The sequence below is a fragment of the Fuscibacter oryzae genome (assembly GCF_016765795.1).
GTDB classification, from domain to species: Bacteria; Pseudomonadota; Alphaproteobacteria; order Rhodobacterales; family Rhodobacteraceae; genus Fuscibacter; species Fuscibacter oryzae.
Window position 1 is genome coordinate 121,652 of record NZ_JAESVP010000001.1, and the last position, 25,957, is coordinate 147,608.

The window sequence follows — 25,957 nt, forward strand, 5'->3', positions numbered from 1 at the left end:
AAGCCTCGGCAGGAGACCAGCGTGAGCCAGACCGACTATCGCAATATGATCGACGAGCCGACCTGGGCCTTCATCAAGGCGACCGATGCGGAATATCCGCCCGATACCGCCACCCTGACCATAGCCCAGCAGCGCGCGATCTATGACCGGATGTGCCGCGCCTTTCATCGCGGCTATCCGGCAGGTGTTGTCGCCGAGGATAGGGCCATTGCCGGTGTGCCCTGCCGTGTCTTTGACGGGCCGGGGCCGATGGTGCTGTATCTGCATGGCGGGGGGTTTGTAGTCGGCGGTCTGGAAAGCCATGATGACATCTGCGCCGAAATCCGGGTGCGAACCGGCCTTGGCGTGGTCTGCGCCGATTACCGGCTTTCGCCCGAACACCTGCACCCCGCCGCCTTCGACGATTGCATCGCGGTGGCGCGCGCAGTGGGGGCCGACGGGCCGATCCTCTTGTGCGGGGACAGCGCGGGCGGCAACCTCTGCGCCGCAGTGGCCCACGCCCTGCGCCGGACGGCTGTGAAAATTCTGGGGCAGGTTCTGGCTTATCCGGGCCTAGGTGGGGATAGCGACAAGGGCAGCTATCTAACGCATGCCCATGCGCCGATGCTGACCCGCGACGATGTGCTGTTTTACAAGAACATCCGCCACGGCGCCCCATCCCCGCAAGGCGATGCCACCGTAAGCCCCTTGCAGGACACGGATTTTTCTGACCTGCCGCCCACCTTGGCGATTTCGGCGCAATGTGACCCCTTGGCCGATGACGCCCGCGATTATGCCGCAAAGATAACCGCCGCCGGGGGCTGTGCCCTCTGGGTCGAGGAGGCGGGCCTTGTCCATGCCTATCTGCGCGCGCGCCACACCGTGCCGCGCGCCGCCGCCAGCTTCACCCGCATCGTCGATGCCCTGTCTGCCATGGCCAAAGGCCAGTGGCCCCAAGGAGAGACCAAATGAACGCCCACACCAACCTGACCCATCTGGCCGAGCGCGTCGATATGGCCGCCGCCTTCCAATGGACGGCGCATCTGAACATGCACGAGGCTGTGGCAAACCACTTCTCGCTGGCGGTGAACGACGACGGCTCTCGCTTTCTGATCAACCCCAACGGCCGCCATTTCAGCCGCATCAAGGCCAGCGATCTGCTGGAACTGGACGCGAACGACCCCGCCACGATGGACCGCCCCGATGCCCCCGACCCGACCGCCTGGGGCCTGCATGGCAGCATCCACCGCGCCCTGCCCCATGCCCGCTGCGTGATGCATGTCCATTCGATCCACGCCACCGTGCTGGCCAGCCTGGCCGACAGCCACCTGCCCGCGATTGACCAGAACACCGCGATGTTTTTTGGCCGCCATGTGGTCGATGATCATTACGGCGGCATGGCGTTTGAAGAAGAGGCCGCACGCTGCGTGCATATGCTGGCCGACCCCAAGGTGACGACGATGATCATGGGCAACCATGGCGTGCTGATCATCGGCCAGACCGTCGCCGAAACCTTCAACCGGCTGTATTACTTCGAGCGCGCCGCCGAAACCTATATCCGCGCCCTGCAAACCGGGCAAAAGTTGCGCCTGCTGCCCGATGCCGTGGCCGAAAAAACCGCCCAAGAATGGGAGGCCTATCCGGGCTTTGCCAACGCCCACCTGCGCGAGATCAAGGCGCTGCTGGATGTCAAAGGGTCAGACTACGCCGCCTGATCCCTTCCTCTTGGCAAAAATACTCCGGGGGTGCGGGGGCAGGCCCCCGCGTCTTACGCCACCATGAAGGGCGCGGCTTTCATGCTATCCGGCACCGCCACCCCCAGCCGCGTCAATATCGACGGGGCCAGCGCAAGCTGGTCCAGCACCACATCCGGCCCCGGCATCTCGGCATCGCCGAAGTAATAGAAGGCAAAGTCGCGCTGCGCCTCGGTCGTCCCACCGTGATGGCCGCGGACGTCCTGCCCGTGATCGGCGGTGACGATCACCTCATACCCCGCCATCCGCCAGCGGTCGATGAACGGCGCCAGCGTGGCATCCATCTTGAAGCACGCGTCGTCCATCTCTTCGCAATCGTGATAGAAACGGTGGCCCATGCTGTCCAGCGTGCAGGTATGCAGGATGCCGTAGTCGATGCCCTTCACCTCGGCCAGCCGGGTCAGCGTGCCGAACAGGTCGTAATCGGCGGGGGTCATCTGGTTCACATGGCCATAGCCGTGCATGGTGTGAAACCGCCCATGGGTGATCGGGCCTTGTGGTTCGTCATATTCAATATCACGCACCACATCGAAAGGCGCGCGGTTGAAGAATTCGGACCAATAGGAATGCGTCACCGCCCCGGTTTTCAGGCCGGCCTTGGTCGCCTCGCTGAAAATATCGGGAAATTCCAGCCGCCGGATGCTCGCATTATCCCAGATCTTGTGAACCTGCGGTGGAACCCCAGTGTGGATCGAGGCATAGCAGCAGGCAGAGGTTGACGGCAGCACCGCCCGCATCCGCCACACCCGTGCGTCGCCATGGGCGACCCATCCTTCCAGATTGCCGAACAGCCGCCGCCAGTTGGCATAGGGCACCCCGTCAAGGATGATCAGCAGCAGTTTGCGCCCATTCGGCATGCGGTATCTCCCAGCCCCGCCGTGCGCCTCCGGCGGGGATATTTATGAACAGATGATGTCAGTTTCCGGCGCTTTCCATCTTGCGATGGGCCAGCACCTCTTCCAGCCAGCCAAGGCGCATTTCGGGCACCGAAGAGAGCAGGAGATCGGTGTAATCATCAAACGGCGGGGTCAGCACATCGGTTTTGCTGCCATAGCGGCGGACCTCTCCCTTGTACATCACAGCGATCTTGTCAGCGATGGCTTTGACCGTTGCCAGATCGTGGGTGATGAAGAGATAGGCCACCTGCTGCTGGGCCTGCAATTCCAAGAGCAGCTTGAGGATGCCATCCGCCACCAGCGGGTCAAGAGCCGAGGTCACCTCATCACAGATGATCAGCTTGGGCTTTGCCGCAAGCGCGCGAGCGATGCAGACACGCTGCTTTTGCCCGCCCGACAGTTCGGCGGGATAGCGATTCTCATAGCCTTTGCCCATTTCGATCTGGTCAAGAAGCTCTTGAATTCGCTTGCGCTTTTCCTCGCCCTTCAGGCCAAAGTAAAACTCCAACGGGCGGCCGATGATGGTGCCGACGGTCTGGCGCGGATTCATCGCCACATCGGCCATCTGGTAGATCATCTGCAATTCGCGCAGGTCGTCCTTGGTTCGTCCCGCCAGATCGCGTGACAGGTCGCGCCCGGCAAAGGTGATGCGGCCCGAGGTCGGCGGCAAAAGGCCTGTGATCGCGCGGGCAAGGGTGGATTTGCCCGATCCGCTTTCCCCCACGATGGCAAGGGTTTGCCCCGGCGCAACATCGACCGAGACATTCTTCAGCACATCGAAATGGGTGCCACGATAGCGGGCAGTCACATTGGAAACCGTCAGCACAGGTTTCGCCGCTGTCTTTTCCACATGGTCGATTGACCTGACCGAGACAAGCGCCTGGGTATAGGTTTGCTCGGGGCGGTTGATGATGTGGTCGGTGCTGCCGTATTCCACCTTTTTACCGTGGCGCAGCACCAGAATATCGTCGGCCACCTGCGCCACGACGGCAAGGTCATGGGTGATATAAAGCGCCGCGACCCCGGTTTCATGGATCGCCCGCTTGATCGCCGCCAGAACATCAATCTGCGTCGTCACATCGAGAGCGGTGGTAGGCTCGTCAAAAATCACAAGGTCGGGCTTGGGGCACAGCGCCATTGCCGTCATCGCGCGCTGCAACTGCCCGCCCGAAACCTGATGCGGATAGCGGTCGCCGAAGGTGTCGGGGTTGGGCAGACCAAGCTGAGCAAACAGACTGCGTGCCCGTGCTTCGGCCTCGGCCTTGGGCATCACGCCATGGGCAAGCGAGGTTTCGATCACCTGCTCCATCAACTTGCGCGCCGGGTTGAAGGCGGCGGCGGCCGATTGGGCAACATAGGTCACCTCTTTGCCCCGCAGATTGCGCAAGGCCCCGACCGGCGCCTCTCGGATGTCGCGCCCGTTCAGCAGGATCTGCCCGCCCGTCAGCCGCACGCCGCCCCGGCCATAGGCCATGGCCGACAGGCCGATGGTCGATTTTCCCGCGCCGCTTTCGCCGATCAGGCCAAGCACCTTGCCCTTTTCAACCGAAACCGAAACGTCATCAACCAGCACCACATGGCGCGGCGGTTCGCCGGGCGGGTAAGAGGTCGCCTCAATCCGCAGGTTGCGGATATCCAACAGGGGTTCAGGCACCGCGGCCTCCTTTCAGGCTGGTGGTGCGCGACAGGATCCAGTCGGCCACTAGGTTGACAGAGATGGCCAGCGCGGCAATCGCCATTGCGGGCATCAGGGCGGCGGATTTGCCATAGACCAGCGCATCCTTGTTTTCCTTGACCATCCCGCCCCAATCGGTCAGCGGTGGCTGGATACCCAGTCCGAGGAACGAGAGGGTAGAGATAAACAGCACTGCAAAGATGAAGCGCAGGCCGAATTCGGCAACCAGCGGCGAAAGCGCGTTGGGCAGGATTTCCCTAAAGATGATCCAGCCACCGCCCTCGCCGCGCAGGCGCGCGGCCTCGACATAATCCATCACGGTGATGTCGACGGCGACGGCACGCGACAGGCGAAAGACGCGCGTGGCATCCAGCACGCCCATCACCAGGATCAGTACCGTCAGGTTCAACGGCAGCACTGACAGCACCACCAGAGCGATGATCAGCGACGGGATGGCCATGACCAGATCGACCAGCCGCGACAGCACCTGATCGACCCAGCCCCCCTTCGTTGCCGCCACAAAGCCCAGAATAGCCCCCAGCGAAAAGGCAAGGATCGACGATGCGGCAGCCACGAAAATCGTGACCTGCGCCCCATAGATCAGACGCGACAGGATATCGCGGCCAATGGTGTCAGTGCCAAGAAGATAGGTCGAGGAGGGTGATTCCCAGACCCCACCCACGGCGGAATCAATCGGATAGGGCGCAAGAAACTGGGCGAAGATCGCCACGAACAGGAACAGCCCGGTCAGAACCAGCCCGATCAGGGCGGAAAGCGGCATTTTCATCTTGGGTGCCTCAGACGCGGGTTGGCGACGATGGCGATCACGTCGGCAAGGATGTTGAGCGAAATGTAGACGCCGGCGAAGATCACCCCCACGGCCTGCACCACCGGCAGGTCGCGCTTGGCCACATGATCCACCAGAAATTGCCCCAGCGCGTTATAGCCGAACACAACCTCGACAACGACGACGCCCACCACCAGATAGGCCAGGTTCAGCACCACGACTGAAACGATGGGTGCGATGGCATTGGGGAAAGCGTGGCGCCAGATCACCTGCATCGGTGACAGGCCCTTCAGCTCTGCCGTTTCGATATAGGCCGACTGCATGACGTTCAGAATGGCGGCGCGCGTCATCCGCATCATATGGGCCAGCACAACCAGCACCAGCACGATGACTGGCAGCGCCACGGCATGAAGTTTTTCCCAGAACCCCATGCCCGGAAAGACCATGGCCACCGGATTGAAGATAGGGATCAACTGGGTCAGCAGATAGATCACGAAATAGGCCGCCACGAACTCGGGCAGCGAAATGGTCGAAAGCGTGATGCCCGAAATCAGCTTGTCTGGCCAGCGCCCGTTATAGCGCGCGGCAACCAGACCCAGCAAAATCGCCAGCGGAACGGAAATCGCCCCCGCGCAGGCGGCCAGAAACAGCGTATTGCCAAGGCGCTGGCCAATCGCCTGCGCGATGTCCTGTCCATTTGTCAGCGCTTTGCCCAGATCGCCGGTCAGAATGCCGCCGAGCCAGTGAAAATACCGGACCATCGCCGGCTGATCCAGACCCATCTTCTCGCGAAGATTGGCCAGTGCCTGCGGCGTGGCCGACTGGCCAAGAATGGCCTGCGCCGTATCGCCGGGCAGCGCCTCAACCCCCAGAAAAATCACGGCCGAAACCGCAAGAAGGAGGAGGAGGCCCAGCGCAATGCGCTGGGCAACCAGTTTCAGAACAGGATGCACCTTGTGGTCCTTACGAATTCAGCCAGCAACGCACCTGCGCACGGCCGTTCATCAACTCGCCATTCGGATCATCCTGCCAGCCACCGATGGTGTCGCTGACACCCGACACGAAGTCGTTGAACATCGGCAGGATCAGACCACCCTCATCGCGCAGGATATTGGCCATTTCGCTGTATTCCGACTTGCGCTTGGCGGCATCCAGCTCGCCACGGGCTGCCAGCAGCAGTTCGTCGAACTTGGCGTTCTTGAACTTGGTGTCGTTCCATTCGGCGGTGGACAGATAGGCCGTGGAATACATCTGGTCCTGCACCGGGCGTCCGCCCCAATAGCTCGCGCAGAAGGGTTCGACATTCCAGACGTTCGACCAATAGCCGTCATCGGGCTCCAGCTTCACTTCCAACGGGATGCCTGCCGACTGGGCTGACGCCGCGAACAGTTGCGCCGCCTCTACCGCGCCGGGGAAGGCACCGGGGGCGGTGCGCAGGATGATCGGGCTGCCGTCATGGCCCGACTTCTTGTACAATTCGCCCGCCTTGGCGGCATCGAAGGTACGCTGCGGGATCGAATCATCAAACAGCGGATAGGCAGAGTTGATCGGGAAGTCATTGCCGACCGAGCCCAGACCGCCCAGAATTTTCTGCACCATCTCGTCACGGTTGATCGCCAGCTTCAGCGCCATGCGAACATCGTTGTTGTCGAAGGGTGCCTTGTCGCAATGCATGATGAAGACGTAATGCCCACGGCCCGCAACGGCCTTGATCGATACGCCCGGCACACCTTTCAGCAACTCCACGATCTTGGGGTCAACCCGGTTGATCATGTGAACCTGACCCGATTGCAGCGCGGCAGTCCGGGCGGTGTTGTCGTTGATCACCAGAATTTCGACCTCATCGGCATGGCCCATGGTGCTGTCGAAATAGTTGGCATGCTTGGTGAAGGTGTGGCGCACGCCCGGTTCGTTGACATTCACCTTGTAGGGGCCGGCCCCGATGGCTGCGGTCGGATTGTCCACACCGCCGCCGGGCTGGATGATGAGGTGATAATCGGCCATCAGATAGGGCAAGTCAGCATTCGCCTCGGACAGCTTCAGCGTCACCATGTCGCCTTCGGCCTTCATCTCTGCGATGCCTTTGACAACGCCCAGCGCACCCGACTGCGACTTTTCATCAGTATGGCGCTTCAGCGTGGCCACCACATCCTCTGCCGTCACGGTGGCGCCGTTGTGATATTCAACGCCCTTGCGGATCTTGAACTTCCACTCCGAAGCGTCCGGGGTCGAGGAGACCTCTTCGGCAATCCGCATGTCCAGCGTGCCGTCGGGCTTCACATCGGTCAGCATTTCGCCCCAGGTCATGTTGACCTGGAATGGCACTTCCGAAGCTGCCAGCGCCGGGTCAAGGCTGTTGGTGGATTCGCCACCCGACATGCCAACGCGGATCACGCCGCCCTTTTTGGCCTCTTCGGCGCGCGCGCCCTTGGTGAAGATGGCCGAAGCCAGCGCGGTCGAGACACCCAGCGCCGTTGCACGGCCCACGAACTCGCGGCGGGTCATGCCGCCCTGGCGCATCTGCATGACGATGCGGTCGAACTGTTCACTCATTGTCTTCTCCCTGTCAGCCGCCATTTGGCGATTTTGTTTATTTTCAAAAAGTAGAACCCGATTCTTCCCATCCGCAAAGCGGAATCTGGATCGGCCGGGGCTTAGACAAAAAGGCGCGACACCTCGTCGTCAAAGTTCCTGTCAAAAACCACGCGCTCACCCTCCCATGCGGTCAGCCGGGCGGTCATGCGCAAATGGGTGGCGGTGCCGGTCATTTCGGCCTCGGCACGGGTCCGCACCGACCAGTCGCCGCGCGACAGGCGCTGTTCCCAGATATGCACCGCACGGGCGGCCAGCGGATCGTCGGGATGCACCTCCCACAGCTCGCTCATCGTCTCGCCGGTGATCAGGCCGTGGCTCAGGTTTTCGGCATCACCCAGATCATCGTTGATCAGCAGCGCAACCTTGCCGCTGATCAGATCGGTCTCGATCCGCCGCGTGGTCTTGCCGGGGCGCAGCACCTTATGCTTCCACGCAGGTGCCATTTCGGGCTGCGGCGGCTGCCATTCCCCCTCGCTGCCCTGATGAACCGGCAGGTTCAGCCGCCCCGCCGTAACCGTCAAGGCCCCGGCCTCGGGCGACGGCCATACAAAGGGCCAATAACTGTTCGACAAGGCCAACCGCAGCCGGTGCCCCGGCGCAAGACGATAGGCCATCTGGTCAATGTCGAACGCCACCTCAACCTCTGCCCCCGGCATCATCGGCTGGGGCGCCTCGCGACTGTCACGGTGGCACAGGTTCACCATGCCATGGGCAATCCGCACCGAACTGCCATCGGGCGCTACATCATTCAGCCGCGCCACCACAAAGCCCAAGGGCTTGTCCGAAGACAGCCGCAGCACCAGCCGCGCCGCACCCAGCAGGTCCAGCGGAGCCTCCAGCGGCGCCCCGTCAAAACAGACCGACAGCGCATCATCGCCCGCCTGATCGCCCGGCATTTCGGCGTTCAGCCCCATCGGGAAAAACTCACCCGTATACATCCCCAGATGCTGCGGCGTCGCAATCACAGCCCGAAAGCGGCTTTCATCTTGGCTCAAATATCCTCGGGGGGTGCGGGGGGCAGACAGCCCCCCGTCCGCCGCCAGATGCAGCACCTCGCGCCGCACGCGCGGGCTGGGCCATTCCGCCTCGGCCACCCAATGCCCTGCGCGGTGTTTCGCACTGGCATCCGGCGGGGCGGAATGGATCATATAGGCGCGATAGGCCGGGTCATCCTCTGCCCCGTTGTCGATGCCCTTCAGCCAGCGGTCCCACCAGCGCACCGCCAGTTGCAAAAACCCGACCTGTGGTCCCGGCACAGCGGTGTGCGGGTACTGATGCACCCAAGGCCCGATGATCGCCTGCGCCGGGCCAGCGCAATTGCGCACCAGCGCATCCGAGGTGTTCATGTAATTGTCGGCCCAGCCGCTGAACGACAAGACCGGCACCGTCATGCGGCCATAGTCTTCGCAGACCGAGCCATGTTTCCAATAGGCATCGCGCGCCTGATGCGCAGCCCAGCGCGGGGCCAGCCAAGGCTCTGCCTCCAGCCGGTTCAGCCAGACCTCGCGCCAGTCATCGCGCAGCGCCGGGTCCGGCGGGCGGCTGGAATAAGACAGCATAACCGCGCCCCAGCCGAAATTCTCACCCAACAGGCAACCGCCCTTCCAGTGGATATCATCGGCAAACCGGTCGGTGGTCGAGCAGACCGAAATTACCGCCTTCAGCGCCGGCGGCTGCAAAAAGGCGGTTTGCAGGCAGTTAAAGCCGCCCCAGCTTTTGCCCATCATCCCCACGGTGCCGCTGCACCACGGCTGGGCCGCCAGCCAGGCAATCACCTCACAGGCGTCCGACAGTTCCTGTTCGGTATATTCGTCGGTCATCAGACCGTCGCTGTCGCCATTGCCGCGCATGTCCACCCGAACGCAGGCATAGCCGTGGCCCGCGACATAGGGGTGCATCATTTCGTCGCGTGGCAGGGTTCCGTCCCGCTTGCGATAAGGAATGTATTCCAGCACGGCGGGAACCGGGTGTGTCCCGGCATCGGCCGGCAACCAGACTCGCGCGGAAAGCCTACAGCCGTCGGCCATCACAATGCCCATATCCGGCAGGTCCAGAACGGCCCTCTTCTGGTCTGTCACTATCGTCATCTTTTCCCCGGATTTCTGCCGATTGGGCACCGGGAACGCCCTTTCGCCTTGCTCGAAAACGGCACTCTACAGTGCAATACGACATATACCCGCCCACATGCCACGCTTTTCCCCTGCTTGCCGCCGCCCTCGGACGGGCAGAGGGCTACGTTCGTCAAACGGTTGGAATTTCAAGAAAAACGACCATTTAAATCGTCGAATCAACTACTGCGGTTTTCGGCTCACCACGGGCGAAGGCCCGCCCCTGAATCGCGTGAAGATCCGCCATCGAAATCGGGGGCGAAAGGCACCGATTACGCATCGGGCGCAGAAAACGTCGCCGCAGGCCCTCGCCCGTCCGACCGGGTTTGCCTATGGTGATGCCAACAAAAAAGGTGCCCTCCGATGACGCAACGCCCTAACATTCTGATCCTGATGGTTGACCAGTTGACCGGCACGCTGTTTGCCGATGGCCCGGCCGATTTCCTGCATGCGCCGAACCTGCGCAAACTGGCCGCGCGCTCGGTCCGCTATGCCAATGCCTACACCCCCTCGCCGCTGTGCGCGCCCGCCCGCGCCGCCTTCATGTCGGGTCAACTGCCGCGGCGGACGCGGGTCTACGACAACGCGGCCGAGTTCACGTCCGACATCCCGACCTATGCCCACCACCTGCGCCGCGCGGGCTATTTCACAGCGCTTTCGGGCAAGATGCATTTCGTCGGCCCCGACCAGATGCACGGGTTTGAAGAACGCCTGACCACCGACATCTACCCCGCCGATTTCGGCTGGACCCCCGATTATCGCAAACCGGGTGAGCGGATCGACTGGTGGTATCACAACCTCGGCTCGGTCACCGGCGCGGGCGTGGCCGAAATCACCAATCAGCTGGAATATGACGATGACGTCTGCCACCAAACGGTGCAGAAACTCTACGATCTGTCGCGCGGCATGGATGCCCGGCCCTGGTGCCTGACCGCCAGCTTTACCCACCCGCATGACCCCTTTGTCGCGCGCCGCAAATACTGGGATCTGTATGAAGGCATCCCCGAACTGGAGCCGCCCCCAGCTCTGGCCTATGACGACATGGACCCCCATTCGCAGCGCCTGATGGACGCCTGCGACTGGCGCGGGCTGGACGTGACCCACGACCATATCCGCCGTGCCCGCCAAGGCTATTTCGCCAATATCTCCTATGTCGATGACAAGATTGGCGAAATCCTGCAAGTGCTGGAGGCGACGCGCCAAGAGGCGATCATCCTTTTCGTCTCCGACCATGGCGAGATGCTGGGCCGCAAGGGTCTGTGGTTCAAGATGAACTTCTTTGAAGGCGCGGCCCGCGTGCCGCTGATGGTCGCCGCTCCCGGCCTGACGCCGGGTCTGGTCGAAACCCCGGTCTCAACCATCGATGTAACGCCAACCCTGTGTGACCTCGCGGGCATCTCGATGGCCGAGGTCATGCCTTGGACCGATGGGGAAAGCCTTGTCCCCCTTGCAAAAGGGACACCGCGCACCAGCCCCGTGGCGATGGAATATGCCGCCGAAGGCAGCATCACCCCCATGGTCTGCCTGCGCGAAGGCCCGTGGAAATACATCCGCTGCATGGCCGACCCCGAGGTTCTGTTCAACACCGCGAATGACCCCGAGGAGGAAACTAACCTCGCCGCCGATCCGGCCCATGCCGAAACCCTTGCCCTGTTCCGCACCATGGCCGATGCCCGCTGGGATTTGCCAGCCTATGACGCCGAAGTGCGCCAATCACAGGCCCGTCGTTGGGTAGTTTACGAGGCCCTGCGCAACGGCGCCTATTTCCCGTGGGATTACCAACCCCTGCGCGCCGCATCCGAACGCTATATGCGCAACCATATGGATCTGAACGTGCTGGAAGAAAACAAACGCTTCCCGCGCGGCGAGTGACAGAAGGGGGCGCTGCCCCCCTCGGCCCATCCGGGCCTCACCCCCCGGAGTATTTCCAGAAGGGCAAGCCATTTGCCCTTCACCAAATACTCCCGCCGGAGGCAGCAACGCATCAACCCATGCGCCATCAAACAGGTCGCCGCGGGCCAAAGGTCCGCCCGGCCGTGCGGGCTCGATGCCCGCGAAGGACGGCGCCCCTAGCGCGCGTCGGCCAGCACCATCTCGGCCCCCTTCCACCCCACCATCATCGACGGCGCATTGGTGTTGCCCGCGATCAGGTTCGGGAAAGATGCGGCATCAATCACCCGCAGCCCCTCCAGCCCATGCACCCGCAACCGGGCGTCGATGACCGAGGTCGCCGCATCCGGCCCCATCCGGCAGGTGCAGGACTGGTGATAGACCGTTCCTGACCGAGCGCGGAAATCAGCGATCAGGTCATCATCCGATTGCACTTCCGGGCCGGGGCGCAATTCGCCCTCGACCCAGCGCGCCATGGCGGGCTGGGCCATGACCCTGCGCAAGAACTTCACCGCCAGCAGCATTTCCTCGACATCCTCGGGCGTCGAATAGGCATTGGCAGTGATCTCGGGATGCACCCGCGCATCGGCCGAGGAGATCCTGACATGCCCCCGGCTGGTGGGGCGGCAGTTCGACAGTCCCAGCGACAGGCCCGGGAACGGATCTGGCGTCAGCAGGGGGCGTTCGCCCGCCCTTGGCAACAGGGTCGAAAACGCCTGCATGTAAAGCTGCATGTTCGGCCGGTCGTGCTCTGGCCGCGTCTTGAAGAACCCGCCGCCGTGGTTGATCGACTTTGACAGGGGGCCACCGCCGGTCAGCAAATATTGCAGTCCGACAAATGCCTTGCCCCACCACGGCCGCAGGATGCCGTTATAAGTCGGCACCTTCATCCGCCAGGTATAGTTCAGCCCGTGATGGTCGGTGTAATGCGCGCCGACATTGGCGTTTTCGCGCAGAACCGGAATGCCAAGGCGCTGCAACAACGCCCCCTCGCCTACACCCGACACCTGCAACAGCTGCGGCGAACCGATGGCGCCCGCTGACAGGATCACCTCGGCCTTGGCGCGCAGCACCTTGCGCTGGCCGTCCTGCAAATATTCCACCCCAACGGCCCGGTTGCCTTCGAAAACCACCCGCAAAACCTGCGCCTTGGTGATCACCCGCAGGTTGGGCCGCTTCATCGCAGGATGCAGGAACGCCCGCGCCGCCGAATTGCGCCGCCGCCCCTTGATGGTCATCTGATAGGTGCCCGCCCCTTCCTGCGTCGCGCCGTTGAAATCGGGGTTCCAGGGCAGACCGGCCTCGCCGCAGGCGGCGATGTAATCTTCAACCAGCCAATGCAGGCCCTTGCGGTTTTTGCTGACAAACAGCGGCCCGCCCTGACCGCGCCATTCATCGGCGCCCGCCTCATTGTCTTCCATCGCCTTATAAGCAGCCAGAACCTCATCCCAACCCCAGCCGGGGTTGCCCGCGGCTTTCCAGTCGTCAAAATCAACCTTCTGGCCGCGAATATATACCATGGCATTGATTGAAGACGACCCGCCCAGAACCTTGCCGCGCGGAATATGATCCTGCTGGCCCGCCAGACCGGGGTCAGGTTGGGTTTTGTAAAGCCAGTTCACTGCAGGGTTGTAGAACAGCTTGCCGTAACCCAAGGGCAACTGGACATAAAACCGCATGTCGGTTCCGCCCGCCTCCAGCACCGTGACGCGGTGTTTGCCGGATTCTGTCAAGCGGTTGGCCAGCACGCAGCCCGCCGAACCCGCGCCTACGATGATGTAATCGGTCTCGTCACTCATGCGGCACCCCGGTTTGATCAAAGCAAACTAAAGCGTCGCGCGCGGCGGGCCTGCAAGTTTTCCGACAGGAAATGTCGCCTTCGGTCAGTGCTTGGGCGCGGGCAGGGCAACCGGCCCACCCGCCTCGGCCCAGCCGGAAAAGCCGTCGCGCAGATGGGCGGCCTGAAATCCCATGTCCTGCAAGGTCGCCACCGCCAAGGCCGAACGCCAGCCAGAGGCACAGTAAAAGACGAAGCGCCGATCCTGTCCGAAAATCTCTTTGAAATAGGGGCTTTCCGGGTCAATCCAGAACTCCAGCATGCCACGCGGGCAGTGGAAGTTGCCGGGGATCATGCCGCCCCGCTCTCGCTCTCGCGGGTCGCGCAGATCGACGAACAGGACCGAAGGGTCATCCAGCAGAGCAATCGCCTCCGCTGTCCCGATTTCCTCGATCCGCTGTCGGGCGGCGGCGACCATGGCCGCCGCAGTCATCTTCAATGTCACCATGGCGCACCCCCGATCAGGATGGCGGATGCGCCCATGGCGATCAACGCCCCTTCCAGACCGGGTCGCGCTTTTCGGCGAAAGCCTTGGCGCCTTCCAGTTGATCCTCGCTGGAATAAAGCCGGTCCACCGTTGGCATCAGACGTTTCGACACCCGGTTCAGCGCATCCTGGAACCGCATGTTTTCCGCCTCGCGCACCACTTCCTTGATGGCGGCGTAAACCAGCGGCGGGCCGGATTCCAGCAGGCGGGCCAGCGCCCAGGTTTTCTCCATCAGGTCTTCCGGCGCACAGATTTCCTTGATCAGCCCCCAGCGGAACGCCTCTTCCGCGTCAAACCAGCGGCCCGTCAGCAACAGGTCCATGGCGACGTGATAGGGAATGCGCTTGGGCAGCTTGATACTGGCGGCATCGGCCACGGTGCCGCTGCGGATTTCCGGCAGCGCAAAGGTGGCCGTGGTGGAACACATGATCAGATCGGCCGAAATCGCCAGTTCAAGGCCCCCGCCGCAGCAGATGCCTTGCACGGCAGCGATGACCGGCTTGTTCAGGTTGGGCAGTTCCTGCAAGCCGCCAAAGCCGCCTACGCCATAGTCACCATCGACCGCATCGCCCTCTGCCGCCGCCTTCAAGTCCCAGCCGGGGCAAAAGAATTTCTCGCCAGCCGAGCGGACGATGCAGATGCGAAGCGAGTCATCATCGCGGAAGTCGCGGAACACCTGCCCCATCACGCGGCTGGTCTTCAGGCTGATCGCATTGGCCTTGGGCGCGTCCAGCGTCACCTCCAGAATGGCGCCTTCGCGGCGGGTTTTCACCGGGCCTTCGGTTCGCATTTCCATAGCCATGTCACACCTTCCTGATCAGGGCATCCACCGCCACGGCACCCTGTTGGCGCGCGAGGATGGGGTTGATTTCAATTTCTTCCAAGGAGTCATCGTCCAGCATCCGCGCACCAAGGCGCAGGGCAATATCGGCCACCGCGCCCATATCGGCGCGGGACCTGCCGCGATAGCCATCGAGCAGCGGCCAAAGGCGCAGTTTCCCCATCGCCTCAAGCACTTGGGCCTTGGTTGCGGGCAGAACCAGCGTGACCGTATCGGCCAAAACCTCGGCCGTAACACCGCCCATGCCAAGGGTCAGCGTCACGCCGTAAACCGGGTCACGGCGCAGGCCCAGCAGGATTTCGCCGACGATACCGGTTACCATCTCTTCGGCCAGATAGCCGGTGGCGCCGGGTATTTCGGCTTGGCCGTCAAGGGTTTGCAACCCCAGCCGCACCGCCCCCGCCTCGGTCTTGTGGGCAAAACCCAGCCCTTTCAGGGCGATAGGTGCGGTCAGGCCATGGGCCTTTTCCTGCACCTCAGCCAAAGTCGCCCCGGTCACCGCGCGCGGCACCGGCACCCCTTCAGCGGCCAGCAGGGCCTTGCCCTCGGCCTCGGTCAACATCCGGGTTTCGCGCGGCGGCAAGGCGCGGGCAGGCCGCCAGCCATCAACACCCGGCACGGTCTGCGCCGCCTTGATCGCCGCCAGCGCAGTTTCAAGGCCCATCAGCGTGCAGACCCCCTGCTCCATCATCGCCGCCGCCCGCGCCTCACCAAAGTTTTCGGCCATCGAGGCAACGGGAAGGGCAATCTTGCCGGTGGTCTTTTGCGCCGACACGATGGCATCGAAAGCGGGCTGATAGCCTGAGGGGTCGCAGCGGTCAGGGCGCGGGCTGTCGATGATATAGATGGCGGCGTCATAGGCATCGAGCATGGCGGTAAAAACCTCGGTGGTTTTCGGCCCGTCACCCCAGATGAAGGTGTGATAGTCCAACGGGTTGGAGATGGTGGGGATTTCCCCCAGCACGGCAAACAGCCGGTCATGGGTGGCCTGCGGCACGGGGGGAAATTCGATGCCAAAGGGGGCTGCAAGATCGGCCACCAACCCCGCCTCGCCGCCCGAGCAGGACAGCGAGCAGATGCGCTTGCCAAGGCCCGGCCCATGGACGTGAAGGATTTTCAGTGTTTCGATCAGCTCCGATGGCGTGTTGACCTCTGCCACTCCGATCTGGCGCAGGAAGGCGCTGGAGGCTGCGCCGCCCCCGGCAAGGCTGGCGGTATGGCTGGCCGCCGCCGTGCGCGACAGTTCGGTCTTGCCCGATTTTATCGCCACAATCCCCTTGCCCATCGCACGGGCCTTTTCTGCCAAAGCGGCAAAGGCGGGGGCATCGTCAATCCCCTCGATATACAGACCCACAGCCGTCACACGCGGGTCATCCAGCAGCGCCCCGGTCAGATCGGCCAGCCCCACCACGGCGGCATTGCCAAGGCAGGCCACATAGGCCACCGGCAGGGCGCGCTGCTGCATCCCCATGTTGATCACGATGTTCGACGACTGGCTGACCAGCGCCACACCTTTCGGCACGCGGATGCCGCCATGCTGGTCGGGCCACAGCAGCGCCCCGTCCAGATAGTTGATCACGCCATAGCAGTTCGGCCCCAGAATGGGCATATCACCCGCCGCCGCAACCAGTTGCGCCTGCAATTCCGGTGCGCCCGCCTCGGTCCAACCACTGGCAAAACAGATCGCCCCGCCCGCCCCCATCGCCGCCAGTTCGCGCACCACATCGACGGTGGCAAAGCGGTTCACGCCGATGAACACGGCATCCGGCGGCTCTGGCAGGTCGGCAAGGCTGGCATAGGCCCGCAGCCCCCCAATCTCGGGCTTGGAAGGGTGGACCGGCCAGACCTGCCCGGCAAACCCCATCTTGGCGCATTGTTCGATGACGTTCAGCGCCCAGCCCGCGCCCAGAACGGCGATGTGGCGGGGGCGGAGAAGGCGGTCGAGATTCTTCATATTCTGTCCTGTCGGTGCCCCCTCACCCTGCCCTCTCGAATGGAGAGGGTGGCGAGGTGGGAAACGTGGTGCCCATGGCTAAAGGGGGCGCATTCCCTCTCCCCTTGTGGGAGAGGGTCAGGGTGAGGGGTTACGCCCCCAAAGGCCGCAGCAATTCGCGGCTGATGATGTGGCGCTGAATTTCACTGGTGCCTTCCCAGATGCGTTCCACGCGGGCATCGCGCCAGATGCGTTCCAAGGGCAGTTCGTCCATCAAACCCATACCGCCATGAATCTGGATCGCCTCATCCGCGATATGGGCCAGAACCTCGGTCGCCTTCAGCTTGGCCATCGACATGTCGGCCTCGGTCACGGTGCCTTGATCGTACTTCCACGCCGCCTCACGGGTCAGCAGTTCCGCCGCCTTCAACTCCATCGCCATGTCGGCCAGTTTGAAGGAAATGCCCTGGAACTTGCCGATCTGCTGGCCGAATTGTTTGCGTTGGGCTGCATATTCCAGCGCATGGCCCATGGCGCGTTCGGCCCGGCCAAGGCAAGTCGAGGCGACTTGCAGGCGGGTGGCGCCCAGCCAGCTGTTGGCCACCTCGAACCCCTTGTGAACCTCTCCCAGAATCTGGCGCTTGTTCACGCGGCAATCATCGAATTCCAGGATGCAGTTGGTATAGCCGCGGTGGCTGACGTTGCGATACCCGTCGCGCACGGTAAAGCCGGGGGTGCCCTTGTCCACAAAGAACGCGGTAATCTTTTTCTTCGGCCCGCGCGGGGTGTCTTCCTCGCCGGTCGCCACGAAGACGATGGCGAAGCCAGCCAGATCGGCGTGGCTGATGAAATGCTTGGTGCCGTTCAGCACCCAGTCATCGCTATCCTGCCGCGCGCTGGCCTTCATGCCCCGCAGGTCGCTGCCCGCGCCCGGCTCGGTCATCGCCAGACAGTCCCAGGTTTCGCCCCGGATACAAGGCATCAGATACTGCTCGCGCTGTTCGGCGTTGCCAGCCAGAAGGATGTTCGACGGGCGTGCCACGGTCGTCCAGTGCAGTGCGTAATTCGCCCGCCCAAGTTCCTTTTCGTAAAGCAGCCAGGACAGGGTATCCAGACCCGCACCGCCAACCTCTACCGGCATGTTCGCCGCGTAAAGGCCTGCCGCCATAGCCTTTTTCTGAATCTCGCGGATCAGCTCCATCGGCACATGGCCGGTGCGTTCTACCATCGCCTCATGCGGATAAAGTTCGTTTTCCACAAAGGCGCGGGTCGCCTCGACGATCATCGACTGTTCTTCGTTCAGCCCGAAATCCATGGCTTACCCCTTCCGCTGACCGACATACCGGCCCACCGCAGCGGGCTTTTCCAAACCCTTGTGCGCCTCGGCAATCGGACCGACGATGTTCAGGATTTTCGCCGGTGCCGCCACGGCCTTGCCGGCCTTCATATCGACATGCAGCAACATCTGTTCGACCGTCGCCACCGCCACATCGCCCTTCATGATGCGGAAGAACAGGTGCAGGCGCTTTTCGTCATGGCCCAGAACCTGCACCGTACCCGTCAGCCGGTCACCCAGCTTGGCCTCGTCCAGATGCATGATGTGGGATTCAGCGGTGTAATAGCTGTGGCCGCCCGCGACATAATCCATATCCGCGCCGATCAACCGCAGGAACGCATCGCAAGTCTCTGACGCGGCGAACAAATAGCGGCTTTCGGTCATGTGGCCGTTATAGTCGATCCAGCCCGGCAGCACTTGCAGATGCGCCATCACCAGGGGGTCGGCAGAGGGGCCGCTGGCAATCGCGGGCAGGCTGGCCTGCCAGGCATCGCGGCGGCGTTCGTCATGTTCGCGCAGCACCTTGCCCGCGCCCCAGTTGCTGTCTTTCAGCGACCGCAGAAAGCCCACGAGGTTCTGGTCGCGGATACGCTCCAGCTCGCGAATGCCATACATGCCGGATTGCGCGTCGGACTGGTTGGCGACCAGATCAACCAGCTCATCGTTGAACTCGGGTACATCCATCAGCTTGGTCCAGGGCCATTTCAGCGCCGGGCCGAATTGCGCCATGAAGTGCCGCATCCCGGCCTCGCCCCCGGCAATCCGGTAGGTCTCGAACAGGCCCATCTGGCCCCAGCGCAGGCCAAAGCCCATGCGGATCGACTCGTCGATTTCCTCGGTGGTGGCAACGCCGTCTTTCAGCATCCACAGCGCCTCGCGCCAGACGGCTTCAAGGAAGCGGTTGCCAAGGAAGGCGTCAATCTCATGCCGGATCACCAGCGGGAACATCCCGATGTCCTTCATGATCTGCACGGTCTTTTCCACCGTTTCGGCCGTGTTCTTCGGGCTGCCCGACACTTCCGACAGGGGCAGCAGATAAACCGGGTTGAACGGATGCGCGACGATGATGTTTTCCGGCGCGGGGCTGCCCTGTTGCAGGTCAGACGCCTTGAAACCGCTGGTCGAAGAGCCGATCAGAATGCCCGGATTGGCCTGCTGCAACTGGGCATAGACCTTGTGCTTCAGCTCGATCCGTTCCGACACGGATTCCTGAACGTATTCAGATCCTTCCACCGCCTCGGCCATGGTGTCGGCAAAGGTCAGCTTGCCCTCGGGCGGCATCGGCACGTCGGACAGCGACGGTAGCGCACGGCGGGCATTGGCCAGAACCTCGTTGATCTTGCGCTCGGCCTGCGGATCGGGGTCGAACACCGCCACATCCCAGCCATTGAGCAGGAACCGCGCAGCCCAACCGCCGCCGATAACCCCGCCCCCGATGATTGTTGCCTTGCGCGTCATTTTTCACTCATTTGATAGAAGTTCGATTAATCGGTGACTGGCTCAGTCTGCGCACGCCACAGCAACCTCTTGCCCCTTTTCAAGGACAGGTTCGCAGTACCAGTGGTTCACAATCGGCGCGCAAGTTCCGCCTTTCGCAAGGCATTCGCCAGCTTCGCATTGAGAGCCGTCGGAGCAGGACTTTCCGGCATCGCGTGCGGGGCGCTCGGGCTTCTTGCAGTAAGCCATCTGCGCGTACAGGCCAGTACGAGAAAACTGTCCACCCTCCGCCTGACAGCTTGTTGCTAAAGCCTTTTCCTCAGCCGTATGCGGCGGGCGATCATATTCATCGACGCAAGATGCCAGCAGAAAGGCCGCGGCAATGATTTGGACGGATCTCATGCCCATCTCACTTCCCCAACGGCGCCCGCTTTTCCAGCTTCAGCTTGGCGCGCACCTCGGCGGGCGTGATCACCCGCGCGCCCAGATTGCTGATGATCGTCACAGCCCGCTCCACCAGTTGCGCGTTGGTGGCCAGAACGCCCTTGTCCAGCCACAGGTTGTCCTCCAACCCGACGCGCACATTGCCGCCGCCCAGCACCGCCGCCGCGACATAGGGCATCTGGTGACGGCCCAGCGCAAAGGCCGACCAGAACCAGTGCTTCGGCACATTGTTCACCATCGCCATGAAGGTGTTCAGGTCATCCGGCGCGCCCCACGGAACGCCCATGCACAACTGCACCAGAACCGGGTCGGGGATGATACCCTCCTCGGCCAGCGACTTGGCCAACCACAGATGGCCGGTGTCAAACGCCTCAATTTCAATCCGCGTGCCCGATGCCACCATGCGCTTGGCCATGTCACGCAGCATACCCGGCGTGTTGACCATCACATAATCGGCTTCGTTAAAGTTCATCGTGCCGCAGTCGAGCGTGCAGATCTCGGGCCGGCATTCCACCACATGGACCACGCGCTCCTCGGCCCCCGCCATGTCCGACTTCGGCCCCATGCGGTTCATCGCCTCGGTGCCGTCGAACAGAAGGTCGCCGCCCATCCCTGCGGTCAGGTTCAACACCACATCGGTGCCCGAATCGCGGATACGCTCGGTCACTTCACGATACAGCGCCAACTCGCGCGAGGGCTTGCCGGTTTCCGGGTCACGCACATGGCAATGGACGATGGCAGCCCCCGCCTTGGCGGCGTCGATGGCGGAATTGGCAATCTGTTCGGGGCTGCGCGGCACATGCGGGCTGCGGTCCTGCGTGCCACCCGAGCCGGTGATGGCGGCGGTGATGAAGACTTCGCGGTTCATGGTAAGGGGCATCGGGGCGACTCCTGTTCGTTGTGGGCAGATTAGCGGGCTTTACGCCGTCTGCTTTGCGTTTTACGAAAGAAATATGGCAAATCACGCAACGATCTTCGCCGCATCGCGGCAACCGCTGACCTTGGCGCTGCTGGTGCTGCCGCAAGCCTCGATCCTTGAGGTCGCCTCGACCCTTGACCCCCTGCGCGCCGCTAACCGCCATCTGGGACAGGAAACCTATCGCTGGCGCGTGGTCTCGCCCGATGGCCGCGCCGTGCCGCTGACCTGCGGAATCGAACTGCCCTCGAACGGCCCGTTGCAGGCGGCCGAGGGGGCCGATGCGCTGGTGGTCATCGCAGGCTTCCGCCAATCGGAAATGGCGACCGCGCCGCTGATCCGCGACCTGTCGCGCATGTCGGGGCGGTTCCGCGCCTTGGGCGGGATTGACGCAGGCCCCTGGGTTCTGGCGCGGGCAGGCCTGCTGGATGGCTACCGCGCCACCTGCCATTGGGAGGATCACGAGGATTTCGCCGCCGCCCATCCGGGCATCGACGCGCTGCCAGACCGCTATGTGATTGACCGTAATCGCTTTACCGCCGGGGGCGCCGCGCCTGCCACCGATATGATGCTGCACCTGATCCGCTCTCGCCATAGCCCGGCACTGGCATTGCAAGTGGCAGGCAGCTTTCTGACCACCCCGCGTGATGGGCATGAGCCGCAACTGCGCCGCAAGAACCCCAGCCCCCACCTCGACCCGCGCGTCGCCACCGCCGTCGCCCGCATGGATGCGATGCTGGATACCCCCGAAACCACGCCCGAAACCGCCGCCGCCCTCGGCCTGTCGCCCCGCAGGCTGGAACAATTGTTCCAGGATAACCTCGGCATATCGCCCGCCGCCTATGCGCTGACCCTGCGCCTGCAAGCCGCGCGGCGCATGATCACCGACACCCGCCACCCCCTTGCCGAAGTGGCCCTGCGCACCGGGTTCTCCTCGCCCTCCACCCTGTCACGCGCCTTTACGCGGGCCTTTGGCCATCCCCCCCGGCACCTGCGCGCCTGAAACGTTGGCAGCGGGGGTTTCACACCCCCGCACCCCCGTGGGATATTTATGAACAGATGATGAAGGCCGTTTTGCTTTTCATCTGTTCACAAATATCCTCGGGGGTGAGGCCGCAAGGCCGAGGGGGCAGACCGCCCCCTATGCGACGTCCAGCAACCCGCGCCCCTTCAGCAGCGGCTCGACCCCCGGCATCCGGCCGCGGAACCGGGTATAGAGCACCTCTGCCTCTTCGCTGCCGCCCGCCGACAGGATGTCTTTTTCCAGCCGCGCCGCCGTGGCCGGGTCAAACGGATCGCCCGCTTCCTCAAAGGCGGCAAAGGCGTCGGCGTCCATCACCTCGGACCACATATAGCTGTAGTATCCGCTGGAATAACCGTCGCCCGAAAACACATGGGCGAAATGCGGCGTGGCATGGCGCATGCGGATGGCGCGGGGCATGCCCAGCCCTTCCAGCACCTCGGCCTGTTTCTGCATCGGATCGGCGGGGGCAACCCCATCGTGGAACGCCAGATCGACCAAAGCCGAGGCAAGGAATTCGACTGTGGCAAAGCCCTGATCATAGGTGCCCGCACCCAGCAGGCGTTTCAGCAGATCGGCGGGCATCGGCTCTCCGGTCTGCCAGTGACGGGCATGGGCCTGCAATACCTGCGGCACCTCCAGCCAGTGCTCATAAAGCTGGCTGGGCAGTTCGACGAAATCGCGCGCCACGCTGGTGCCCGAGATGAAGCCGAAGGTCACGTTCGACAGCATCTGGTGCAGCGCGTGGCCGAATTCGTGAAACAGGGTGCGCGCATCGTCATAGCTGAGAAGGCAGGGGTCGCCCTTGGCGAAGTTGCAGACGTTCACCACGATGGGGCGCACATCACCGCCCAGCCGTCGCTGGCTGCGCATCGCCGAACACCACGCACCCGAGCGTTTCGATCCGCGCGCGAAGTAGTCGCCAAGGAATACCGCAACATGCTCGCCCCTGCGCGTGACCTCCCACCCCCGCACATCGGGGTGATAGAACGGGCCGGGCAGTTCGCGGAATTCCAGCCCGAAAAGCCGTGTCGCACAGTCGAAACAGGCGGCGATCATCGCATCCAGGCTGAGATAGGGCTTCAGCGCCGCCTCATCCAGATCATGCTCGGCCTTGCGCCGCTTTTCGCTGTAATAGCGCCAGTCCCAGGCCTCCAGCGGGCCGGGAATGCCATCGGCACGCAGCATGCCCTCCAGCACCGCCGCATCCGACAGCGCTTTTTTCCGTGCCGGTTCCCAGACCCGCATCAACAGGTCGCGCACCGCCTGCGGGGTCTTGGCCATTTCAGGTTCCAGCTTGAAGGCCGCGAAGGTGGGATAGCCCAGCAGGTTCGCCCGTTCCTGCCGCAGGGCGAGGGTTTCCGCCGCAATCCCCCGGTTGTCATTGGCATTGCCATTGGCACCACGCGCCACCCAGGCCTCATATGCCTTTTGCCGCAGGGCGCGGCGGGGCGAGAATTGCAGGAACGGCACGATCAAGGATCGGTTGGTGGTGACAACCGGACCCAGCCCGCGCTCGGCCCCCGCCGCGCGGGCGGCAGCGGCGGCGAAATCGGGCAGACCTTCCAGATCGGCCTCGGCCAGTTCCATGAACCAGTCACGTTCCTCGGCCAAAAGGTTCTGGCTAAAATCGGTGCCCAATACGGCAAGGCGCGATTTCACGGCCGTCAGCCGATCCGCCTGTTCGCCGTCCAAAAGCGCGCCGGACCGCACGAACATCTGGCGATAGAGGGTCAGAACCCGCAACTCCTCGGGTGACAGGTCAAGGGTTTCGCGCCCCTGCCACAGCGTTTCAATCCGCGAAAACAGCGCCTTGTTGTTCGTCACCTCGGATGAAAAGGCCGACATTTTGGGCGCAAGGTCGCGCATCAGAGCCTCTCGGGCCGGGTTCGAATCCGCGCCCGACAGGTTGTAAAAAACGCCCGAAACCCGATCCAGCAGCCCCTCGGCCAGCTCCAGCGCCGCAATGGTGTTGGCGAAGGTCGGCACCTCGGCAGTGCCGGAAATCGCCGCGATGTTGGCACGCGCCTCGGCCAGGGCGGCGTCAAAGGCGGGGGCGAAATCTTCGTCGCGGATGTCGGCGAAGGGCGGCAGGGCAAACGGGCCGGTCCAGTCGGACAGAAGGGCATTGGTCATGGGCATCTCCTTTGCCGGGGCAATCTAGGCATCCGTGCCGCCCGTGACCAGAGACGAAGAAAGGGGGCCAGACCGGCCCCCTTTCGCGTTGTGCAAGACTGCTTAGGGCTTTACCGCCGGGAACGGCCCGATGTAGCCCACATAGCCACGCGCCTCGGCAGCGTCCTGGATCTTGTCTTCATCCGATTCGCCAAAGGGATGCTGCACGACCATGGTCAGATAGGCATGGCCGTTCACATCGGCGTACCAGTCAACCGAGGTCGCCTCGGCGCCATAAGGCGTGGTGGCGATGCGGGTCAGCGTGGCCTTGGCCATGTCATAGGCCCAGACGGCATCATTCTGATGGCCTTCGCCGGTATCTTCGCCAATGATCAGGGTGCCATAGCCGGGGATGAAGGTGATGTTGTCGGGGCTGGCAATGCCCTCCACATCACAGGTTTGCCCGGCATAGGGGCTATCGGCGGCATATTCGATGGGCTTGCCCACCACCAGCGCCTGCATCTTGTGGCCGACAAAGGCATCATCCAGCGCCATCGAATAAACCGCGCCACAGCCGTTCTTGGCCAGACGAATGTCGTTGCGCCCGCCCTTATCGGCCTTTTCGTCATTGTCGGTCATGCCCTTGCCGATTTCGGACATCGCCAAGAAAAAGGTCTTCGACACCGGATCAAAGGCCGAACCTTCCATCTTGCGGAACTCGGTCGTGGCCCCCATCATCGAGGCATAGCGCCGAGTTTCCAGACGCGAGGCCACCGCCTCCATCCCCGGTTTCACCTTCAGGCATTCCGAACGGCCCTCGGCGATCGAGACCATGAACCCTTCGGGGCATTTGCCATCAGCCGTGAAATCGGCCGTCTCGAAAATATCCGAGAATTTGGTGCCCTTTTCGATGGCATCATGGATCGTGGCATCATCGGCATGGCCAAGGTCGATCCACTCAATATCCGCCGCGCCGCCATTGTCGGCAGAGGTCTGCACCCATTTCGCGGCAAACAACTGGCCTGCCGACAGATCGCCCGCCTTGTCGGCGACAAAGCGGAACAGGCCGACGTTGGTGCCATCGTCCGAGATATAGGCGGTCTTCTGGTCGGGCATGATATTGGCCAGTTCCACCGAAACCCGGCCCATGGCGAAATGCTTGGCCACGCTGGTTTCGCCCGTTTCGCTGACGGTCACTTCGGTCGGGAAGCCGTAGCGATAGGGGTTCACCGCAGCGCGGAATTCGTCCGCCGTCATCACCCGCGGATCAAGGCCGAAATAGGCCGCCATCTGGACGGCTTCCTCATCCAGATCCTTCAATTCCTTGGCCGCTTCAACGGCGCGGGCGTCGGTGGGGTATTCTTCCGAACCCAGATGGGTATTCCACGGCGTCACCGACCCCGCACAGGGGTTCCACAGCCCGCCCACGGCCGAAAAATCAACCGGCTTGGTCCAGACCGGCTTCAGGTTGCCATCCGCATCCTGCGCCAGTTCGCTGACATACATGCCTGCGGGCAGGTCTTCGAAATGGGTGACCGAGAACACCTTGCCGCCAATCGGCAGCAACGAGGTGTAATCCGGGTTGGTCGAAGGGCCTTTTTCCGAAGCGGGCTTGCCATCCTTGTCGAGAATTTCGGCAAAAGTCGCCTCGCCCAGCTTGTCGCCCGAACGATAGAGGACATGATAGCCGGTCTTCACCGCCACGCCGTCCAGTGTCACGTTGTCCGACACCACAACCGACCGCTTGGCGGCATCATCAGCCGGAACGGGAACCGGGGCAAAGCCCAGATCGCCCGCCAGAACCGGCCCAACCGTGCCGCACAGCGCGGTGGCCGCAAGTAGGATGGAATGCAGTTTCATGATCGCCCCTGAAATACCGTAAAAGGCATGACGCCCTGGCCCGGTC

The 25,957-nt window shown here is 62.9% G+C and carries 20 protein-coding genes; 4 read left to right on the forward strand and 16 right to left on the reverse strand.

The window, feature by feature from the left end:
• Window positions 1-21 precede the first annotated feature (21 nt).
• Window positions 22-951, forward strand: a complete 930-nt coding sequence (locus JI744_RS00580) for an alpha/beta hydrolase (protein WP_328756620.1) — start codon at window positions 22-24, stop codon at window positions 949-951.
• Complete coding sequence (locus JI744_RS00585) at window positions 948-1,694, forward strand: class II aldolase and adducin N-terminal domain-containing protein (protein ID WP_202657266.1); 747 nt, start codon at window positions 948-950, stop codon at window positions 1,692-1,694. Before JI744_RS00580 ends, JI744_RS00585 begins: the two co-directional genes overlap by 4 nt.
• Before the next feature lie 53 nt (window positions 1,695-1,747).
• Here the strand turns inward: JI744_RS00585 and JI744_RS00590 are convergent, their stop codons facing one another.
• The 6 genes from JI744_RS00590 to JI744_RS00615 all read right to left on the reverse strand — a co-directional run bounded on the left by JI744_RS00590 (window position 1,748) and on the right by JI744_RS00615 (window position 9,773).
• Window positions 1,748-2,590, reverse strand: a complete 843-nt coding sequence (locus JI744_RS00590; RefSeq protein WP_202657268.1) for an alkaline phosphatase family protein — start codon at window positions 2,588-2,590, stop codon at window positions 1,748-1,750.
• A gap of 58 nt (window positions 2,591-2,648) precedes the next feature.
• Window positions 2,649-4,283: an ABC transporter ATP-binding protein gene (locus tag JI744_RS00595; protein WP_202657277.1), complete on the reverse strand. Its 1,635-nt coding sequence runs from the start codon at window positions 4,281-4,283 to the stop codon at window positions 2,649-2,651.
• Window positions 4,276-5,091, reverse strand: a complete 816-nt coding sequence (locus tag JI744_RS00600) for an ABC transporter permease (RefSeq protein ID WP_202657279.1) — start codon at window positions 5,089-5,091, stop codon at window positions 4,276-4,278. Before JI744_RS00600 ends, JI744_RS00595 begins: the two co-directional genes overlap by 8 nt.
• Window positions 5,088-6,044 carry an ABC transporter permease gene (locus tag JI744_RS00605; protein ID WP_202657281.1) on the reverse strand — a complete coding sequence of 319 codons (957 nt, stop codon included), beginning with the start codon at window positions 6,042-6,044 and terminating at the stop codon, window positions 5,088-5,090. Before JI744_RS00605 ends, JI744_RS00600 begins: the two co-directional genes overlap by 4 nt.
• A 10-nt stretch (window positions 6,045-6,054) precedes the next feature.
• Complete coding sequence (locus JI744_RS00610) at window positions 6,055-7,644, reverse strand: ABC transporter substrate-binding protein (protein WP_202657283.1); 1,590 nt, start codon at window positions 7,642-7,644, stop codon at window positions 6,055-6,057.
• Window positions 7,645-7,745: 101 nt separating this feature from the next.
• Window positions 7,746-9,773: a CocE/NonD family hydrolase gene (locus JI744_RS00615; protein WP_236019184.1), complete on the reverse strand. Its 2,028-nt coding sequence runs from the start codon at window positions 9,771-9,773 to the stop codon at window positions 7,746-7,748.
• Between the two features lie 384 nt (window positions 9,774-10,157).
• Here JI744_RS00615 and betC point away from each other — a divergent pair, with 384 nt between their 5' ends.
• Window positions 10,158-11,666 (forward strand): choline-sulfatase, encoded by a 1,509-nt coding sequence (gene betC / locus JI744_RS00620; protein WP_202657285.1) that lies wholly within the window; start codon window positions 10,158-10,160, stop codon window positions 11,664-11,666.
• A 197-nt stretch (window positions 11,667-11,863) separates the two neighbouring features.
• On the opposite strand, the gene JI744_RS00625 is transcribed toward betC, so the two are convergent.
• From JI744_RS00625 to JI744_RS00660, 8 genes are all read right to left on the reverse strand, one after another.
• On the reverse strand, window positions 11,864-13,483 hold the full coding sequence (locus JI744_RS00625) for a GMC family oxidoreductase (RefSeq protein ID WP_202657287.1): 1,620 nt from the start codon (window positions 13,481-13,483) through the stop codon (window positions 11,864-11,866).
• An 84-nt stretch (window positions 13,484-13,567) separates the two neighbouring features.
• Entirely contained in the window at window positions 13,568-13,969 is a 402-nt protein-coding gene (locus tag JI744_RS00630) for a rhodanese-like domain-containing protein (RefSeq protein ID WP_202657289.1), read from the reverse strand.
• Window positions 13,970-14,009: 40 nt separating this feature from the next.
• Window positions 14,010-14,810, reverse strand: a complete 801-nt coding sequence (locus JI744_RS00635; RefSeq protein ID WP_236019185.1) for a carnitinyl-CoA dehydratase — start codon at window positions 14,808-14,810, stop codon at window positions 14,010-14,012.
• Between the two features lies 1 nt (window position 14,811).
• Window positions 14,812-16,803: an acetate--CoA ligase family protein gene (locus tag JI744_RS00640; protein ID WP_202657291.1), complete on the reverse strand. Its 1,992-nt coding sequence runs from the start codon at window positions 16,801-16,803 to the stop codon at window positions 14,812-14,814.
• A 130-nt stretch (window positions 16,804-16,933) separates the two neighbouring features.
• Window positions 16,934-18,097, reverse strand: coding sequence for an acyl-CoA dehydrogenase family protein (locus tag JI744_RS00645; RefSeq protein ID WP_202657300.1), 1,164 nt, complete (start codon window positions 18,095-18,097; stop codon window positions 16,934-16,936).
• Between the two features lie 3 nt (window positions 18,098-18,100).
• Window positions 18,101-19,576 carry a carnitine 3-dehydrogenase gene (locus JI744_RS00650; protein ID WP_202657301.1) on the reverse strand — a complete coding sequence of 492 codons (1,476 nt, stop codon included), beginning with the start codon at window positions 19,574-19,576 and terminating at the stop codon, window positions 18,101-18,103.
• Between the two features lie 42 nt (window positions 19,577-19,618).
• Window positions 19,619-19,957, reverse strand: a complete 339-nt coding sequence (locus JI744_RS00655; RefSeq protein ID WP_202657302.1) for a hypothetical protein — start codon at window positions 19,955-19,957, stop codon at window positions 19,619-19,621.
• 7 nt (window positions 19,958-19,964) lie between these two features.
• Window positions 19,965-20,879: a BKACE family enzyme gene (locus JI744_RS00660; RefSeq protein WP_202657303.1), complete on the reverse strand. Its 915-nt coding sequence runs from the start codon at window positions 20,877-20,879 to the stop codon at window positions 19,965-19,967.
• Between the two features lie 73 nt (window positions 20,880-20,952).
• Here JI744_RS00660 and JI744_RS00665 point away from each other — a divergent pair, with 73 nt between their 5' ends.
• The gene (locus JI744_RS00665) at window positions 20,953-21,918 is read left to right on the forward strand and encodes a GlxA family transcriptional regulator (RefSeq protein ID WP_202657304.1); all 966 of its coding nucleotides are present in this window, start codon (window positions 20,953-20,955) and stop codon (window positions 21,916-21,918) included.
• A 138-nt stretch (window positions 21,919-22,056) separates the two neighbouring features.
• Here the strand turns inward: JI744_RS00665 and JI744_RS00670 are convergent, their stop codons facing one another.
• Together JI744_RS00670 and JI744_RS00675 are read right to left on the reverse strand one after the other, a co-directional pair.
• Window positions 22,057-24,072, reverse strand: a complete 2,016-nt coding sequence (locus tag JI744_RS00670; protein ID WP_202657306.1) for a M3 family metallopeptidase — start codon at window positions 24,070-24,072, stop codon at window positions 22,057-22,059.
• Between the two features lie 102 nt (window positions 24,073-24,174).
• Window positions 24,175-25,911 carry a PhoX family protein gene (locus JI744_RS00675; protein ID WP_202657308.1) on the reverse strand — a complete coding sequence of 579 codons (1,737 nt, stop codon included), beginning with the start codon at window positions 25,909-25,911 and terminating at the stop codon, window positions 24,175-24,177.
• Window positions 25,912-25,957: the final 46 nt, after the last annotated feature.

What these genes read in the sequence shown, in the direction of transcription:
- JI744_RS00585 (WP_202657266.1), top strand. Translation starts at nt 948, where the DNA reads ATGAACGCCCACACCAACCTGACCCATCTGGCCGAGCGCGTCGATATG.
- JI744_RS00590 (WP_202657268.1), bottom strand. Translation starts at nt 2,590, where the DNA reads ATGCCGAATGGGCGCAAACTGCTGCTGATCATCCTTGACGGGGTGCCC.
- JI744_RS00600 (WP_202657279.1), bottom strand. Translation starts at nt 5,091, where the DNA reads ATGAAAATGCCGCTTTCCGCCCTGATCGGGCTGGTTCTGACCGGGCTG.
- JI744_RS00610 (WP_202657283.1), bottom strand. Translation starts at nt 7,644, where the DNA reads ATGAGTGAACAGTTCGACCGCATCGTCATGCAGATGCGCCAGGGCGGC.
- JI744_RS00615 (WP_236019184.1), bottom strand. Translation starts at nt 9,773, where the DNA reads ATGACGATAGTGACAGACCAGAAGAGGGCCGTTCTGGACCTGCCGGAT.
- betC (WP_202657285.1), top strand. Translation starts at nt 10,158, where the DNA reads ATGACGCAACGCCCTAACATTCTGATCCTGATGGTTGACCAGTTGACC.
- JI744_RS00625 (WP_202657287.1), bottom strand. Translation starts at nt 13,483, where the DNA reads ATGAGTGACGAGACCGATTACATCATCGTAGGCGCGGGTTCGGCGGGC.
- JI744_RS00630 (WP_202657289.1), bottom strand. Translation starts at nt 13,969, where the DNA reads ATGGTGACATTGAAGATGACTGCGGCGGCCATGGTCGCCGCCGCCCGA.
- JI744_RS00635 (WP_236019185.1), bottom strand. Translation starts at nt 14,810, where the DNA reads ATGGCTATGGAAATGCGAACCGAAGGCCCGGTGAAAACCCGCCGCGAA.
- JI744_RS00640 (WP_202657291.1), bottom strand. Translation starts at nt 16,803, where the DNA reads ATGAAGAATCTCGACCGCCTTCTCCGCCCCCGCCACATCGCCGTTCTG.
- JI744_RS00645 (WP_202657300.1), bottom strand. Translation starts at nt 18,097, where the DNA reads ATGGATTTCGGGCTGAACGAAGAACAGTCGATGATCGTCGAGGCGACC.
- JI744_RS00650 (WP_202657301.1), bottom strand. Translation starts at nt 19,576, where the DNA reads ATGACGCGCAAGGCAACAATCATCGGGGGCGGGGTTATCGGCGGCGGT.
- JI744_RS00655 (WP_202657302.1), bottom strand. Translation starts at nt 19,957, where the DNA reads ATGAGATCCGTCCAAATCATTGCCGCGGCCTTTCTGCTGGCATCTTGC.
- JI744_RS00660 (WP_202657303.1), bottom strand. Translation starts at nt 20,879, where the DNA reads ATGCCCCTTACCATGAACCGCGAAGTCTTCATCACCGCCGCCATCACC.
- JI744_RS00665 (WP_202657304.1), top strand. Translation starts at nt 20,953, where the DNA reads ATGGCAAATCACGCAACGATCTTCGCCGCATCGCGGCAACCGCTGACC.
- JI744_RS00670 (WP_202657306.1), bottom strand. Translation starts at nt 24,072, where the DNA reads ATGACCAATGCCCTTCTGTCCGACTGGACCGGCCCGTTTGCCCTGCCG.
- JI744_RS00675 (WP_202657308.1), bottom strand. Translation starts at nt 25,911, where the DNA reads ATGAAACTGCATTCCATCCTACTTGCGGCCACCGCGCTGTGCGGCACG.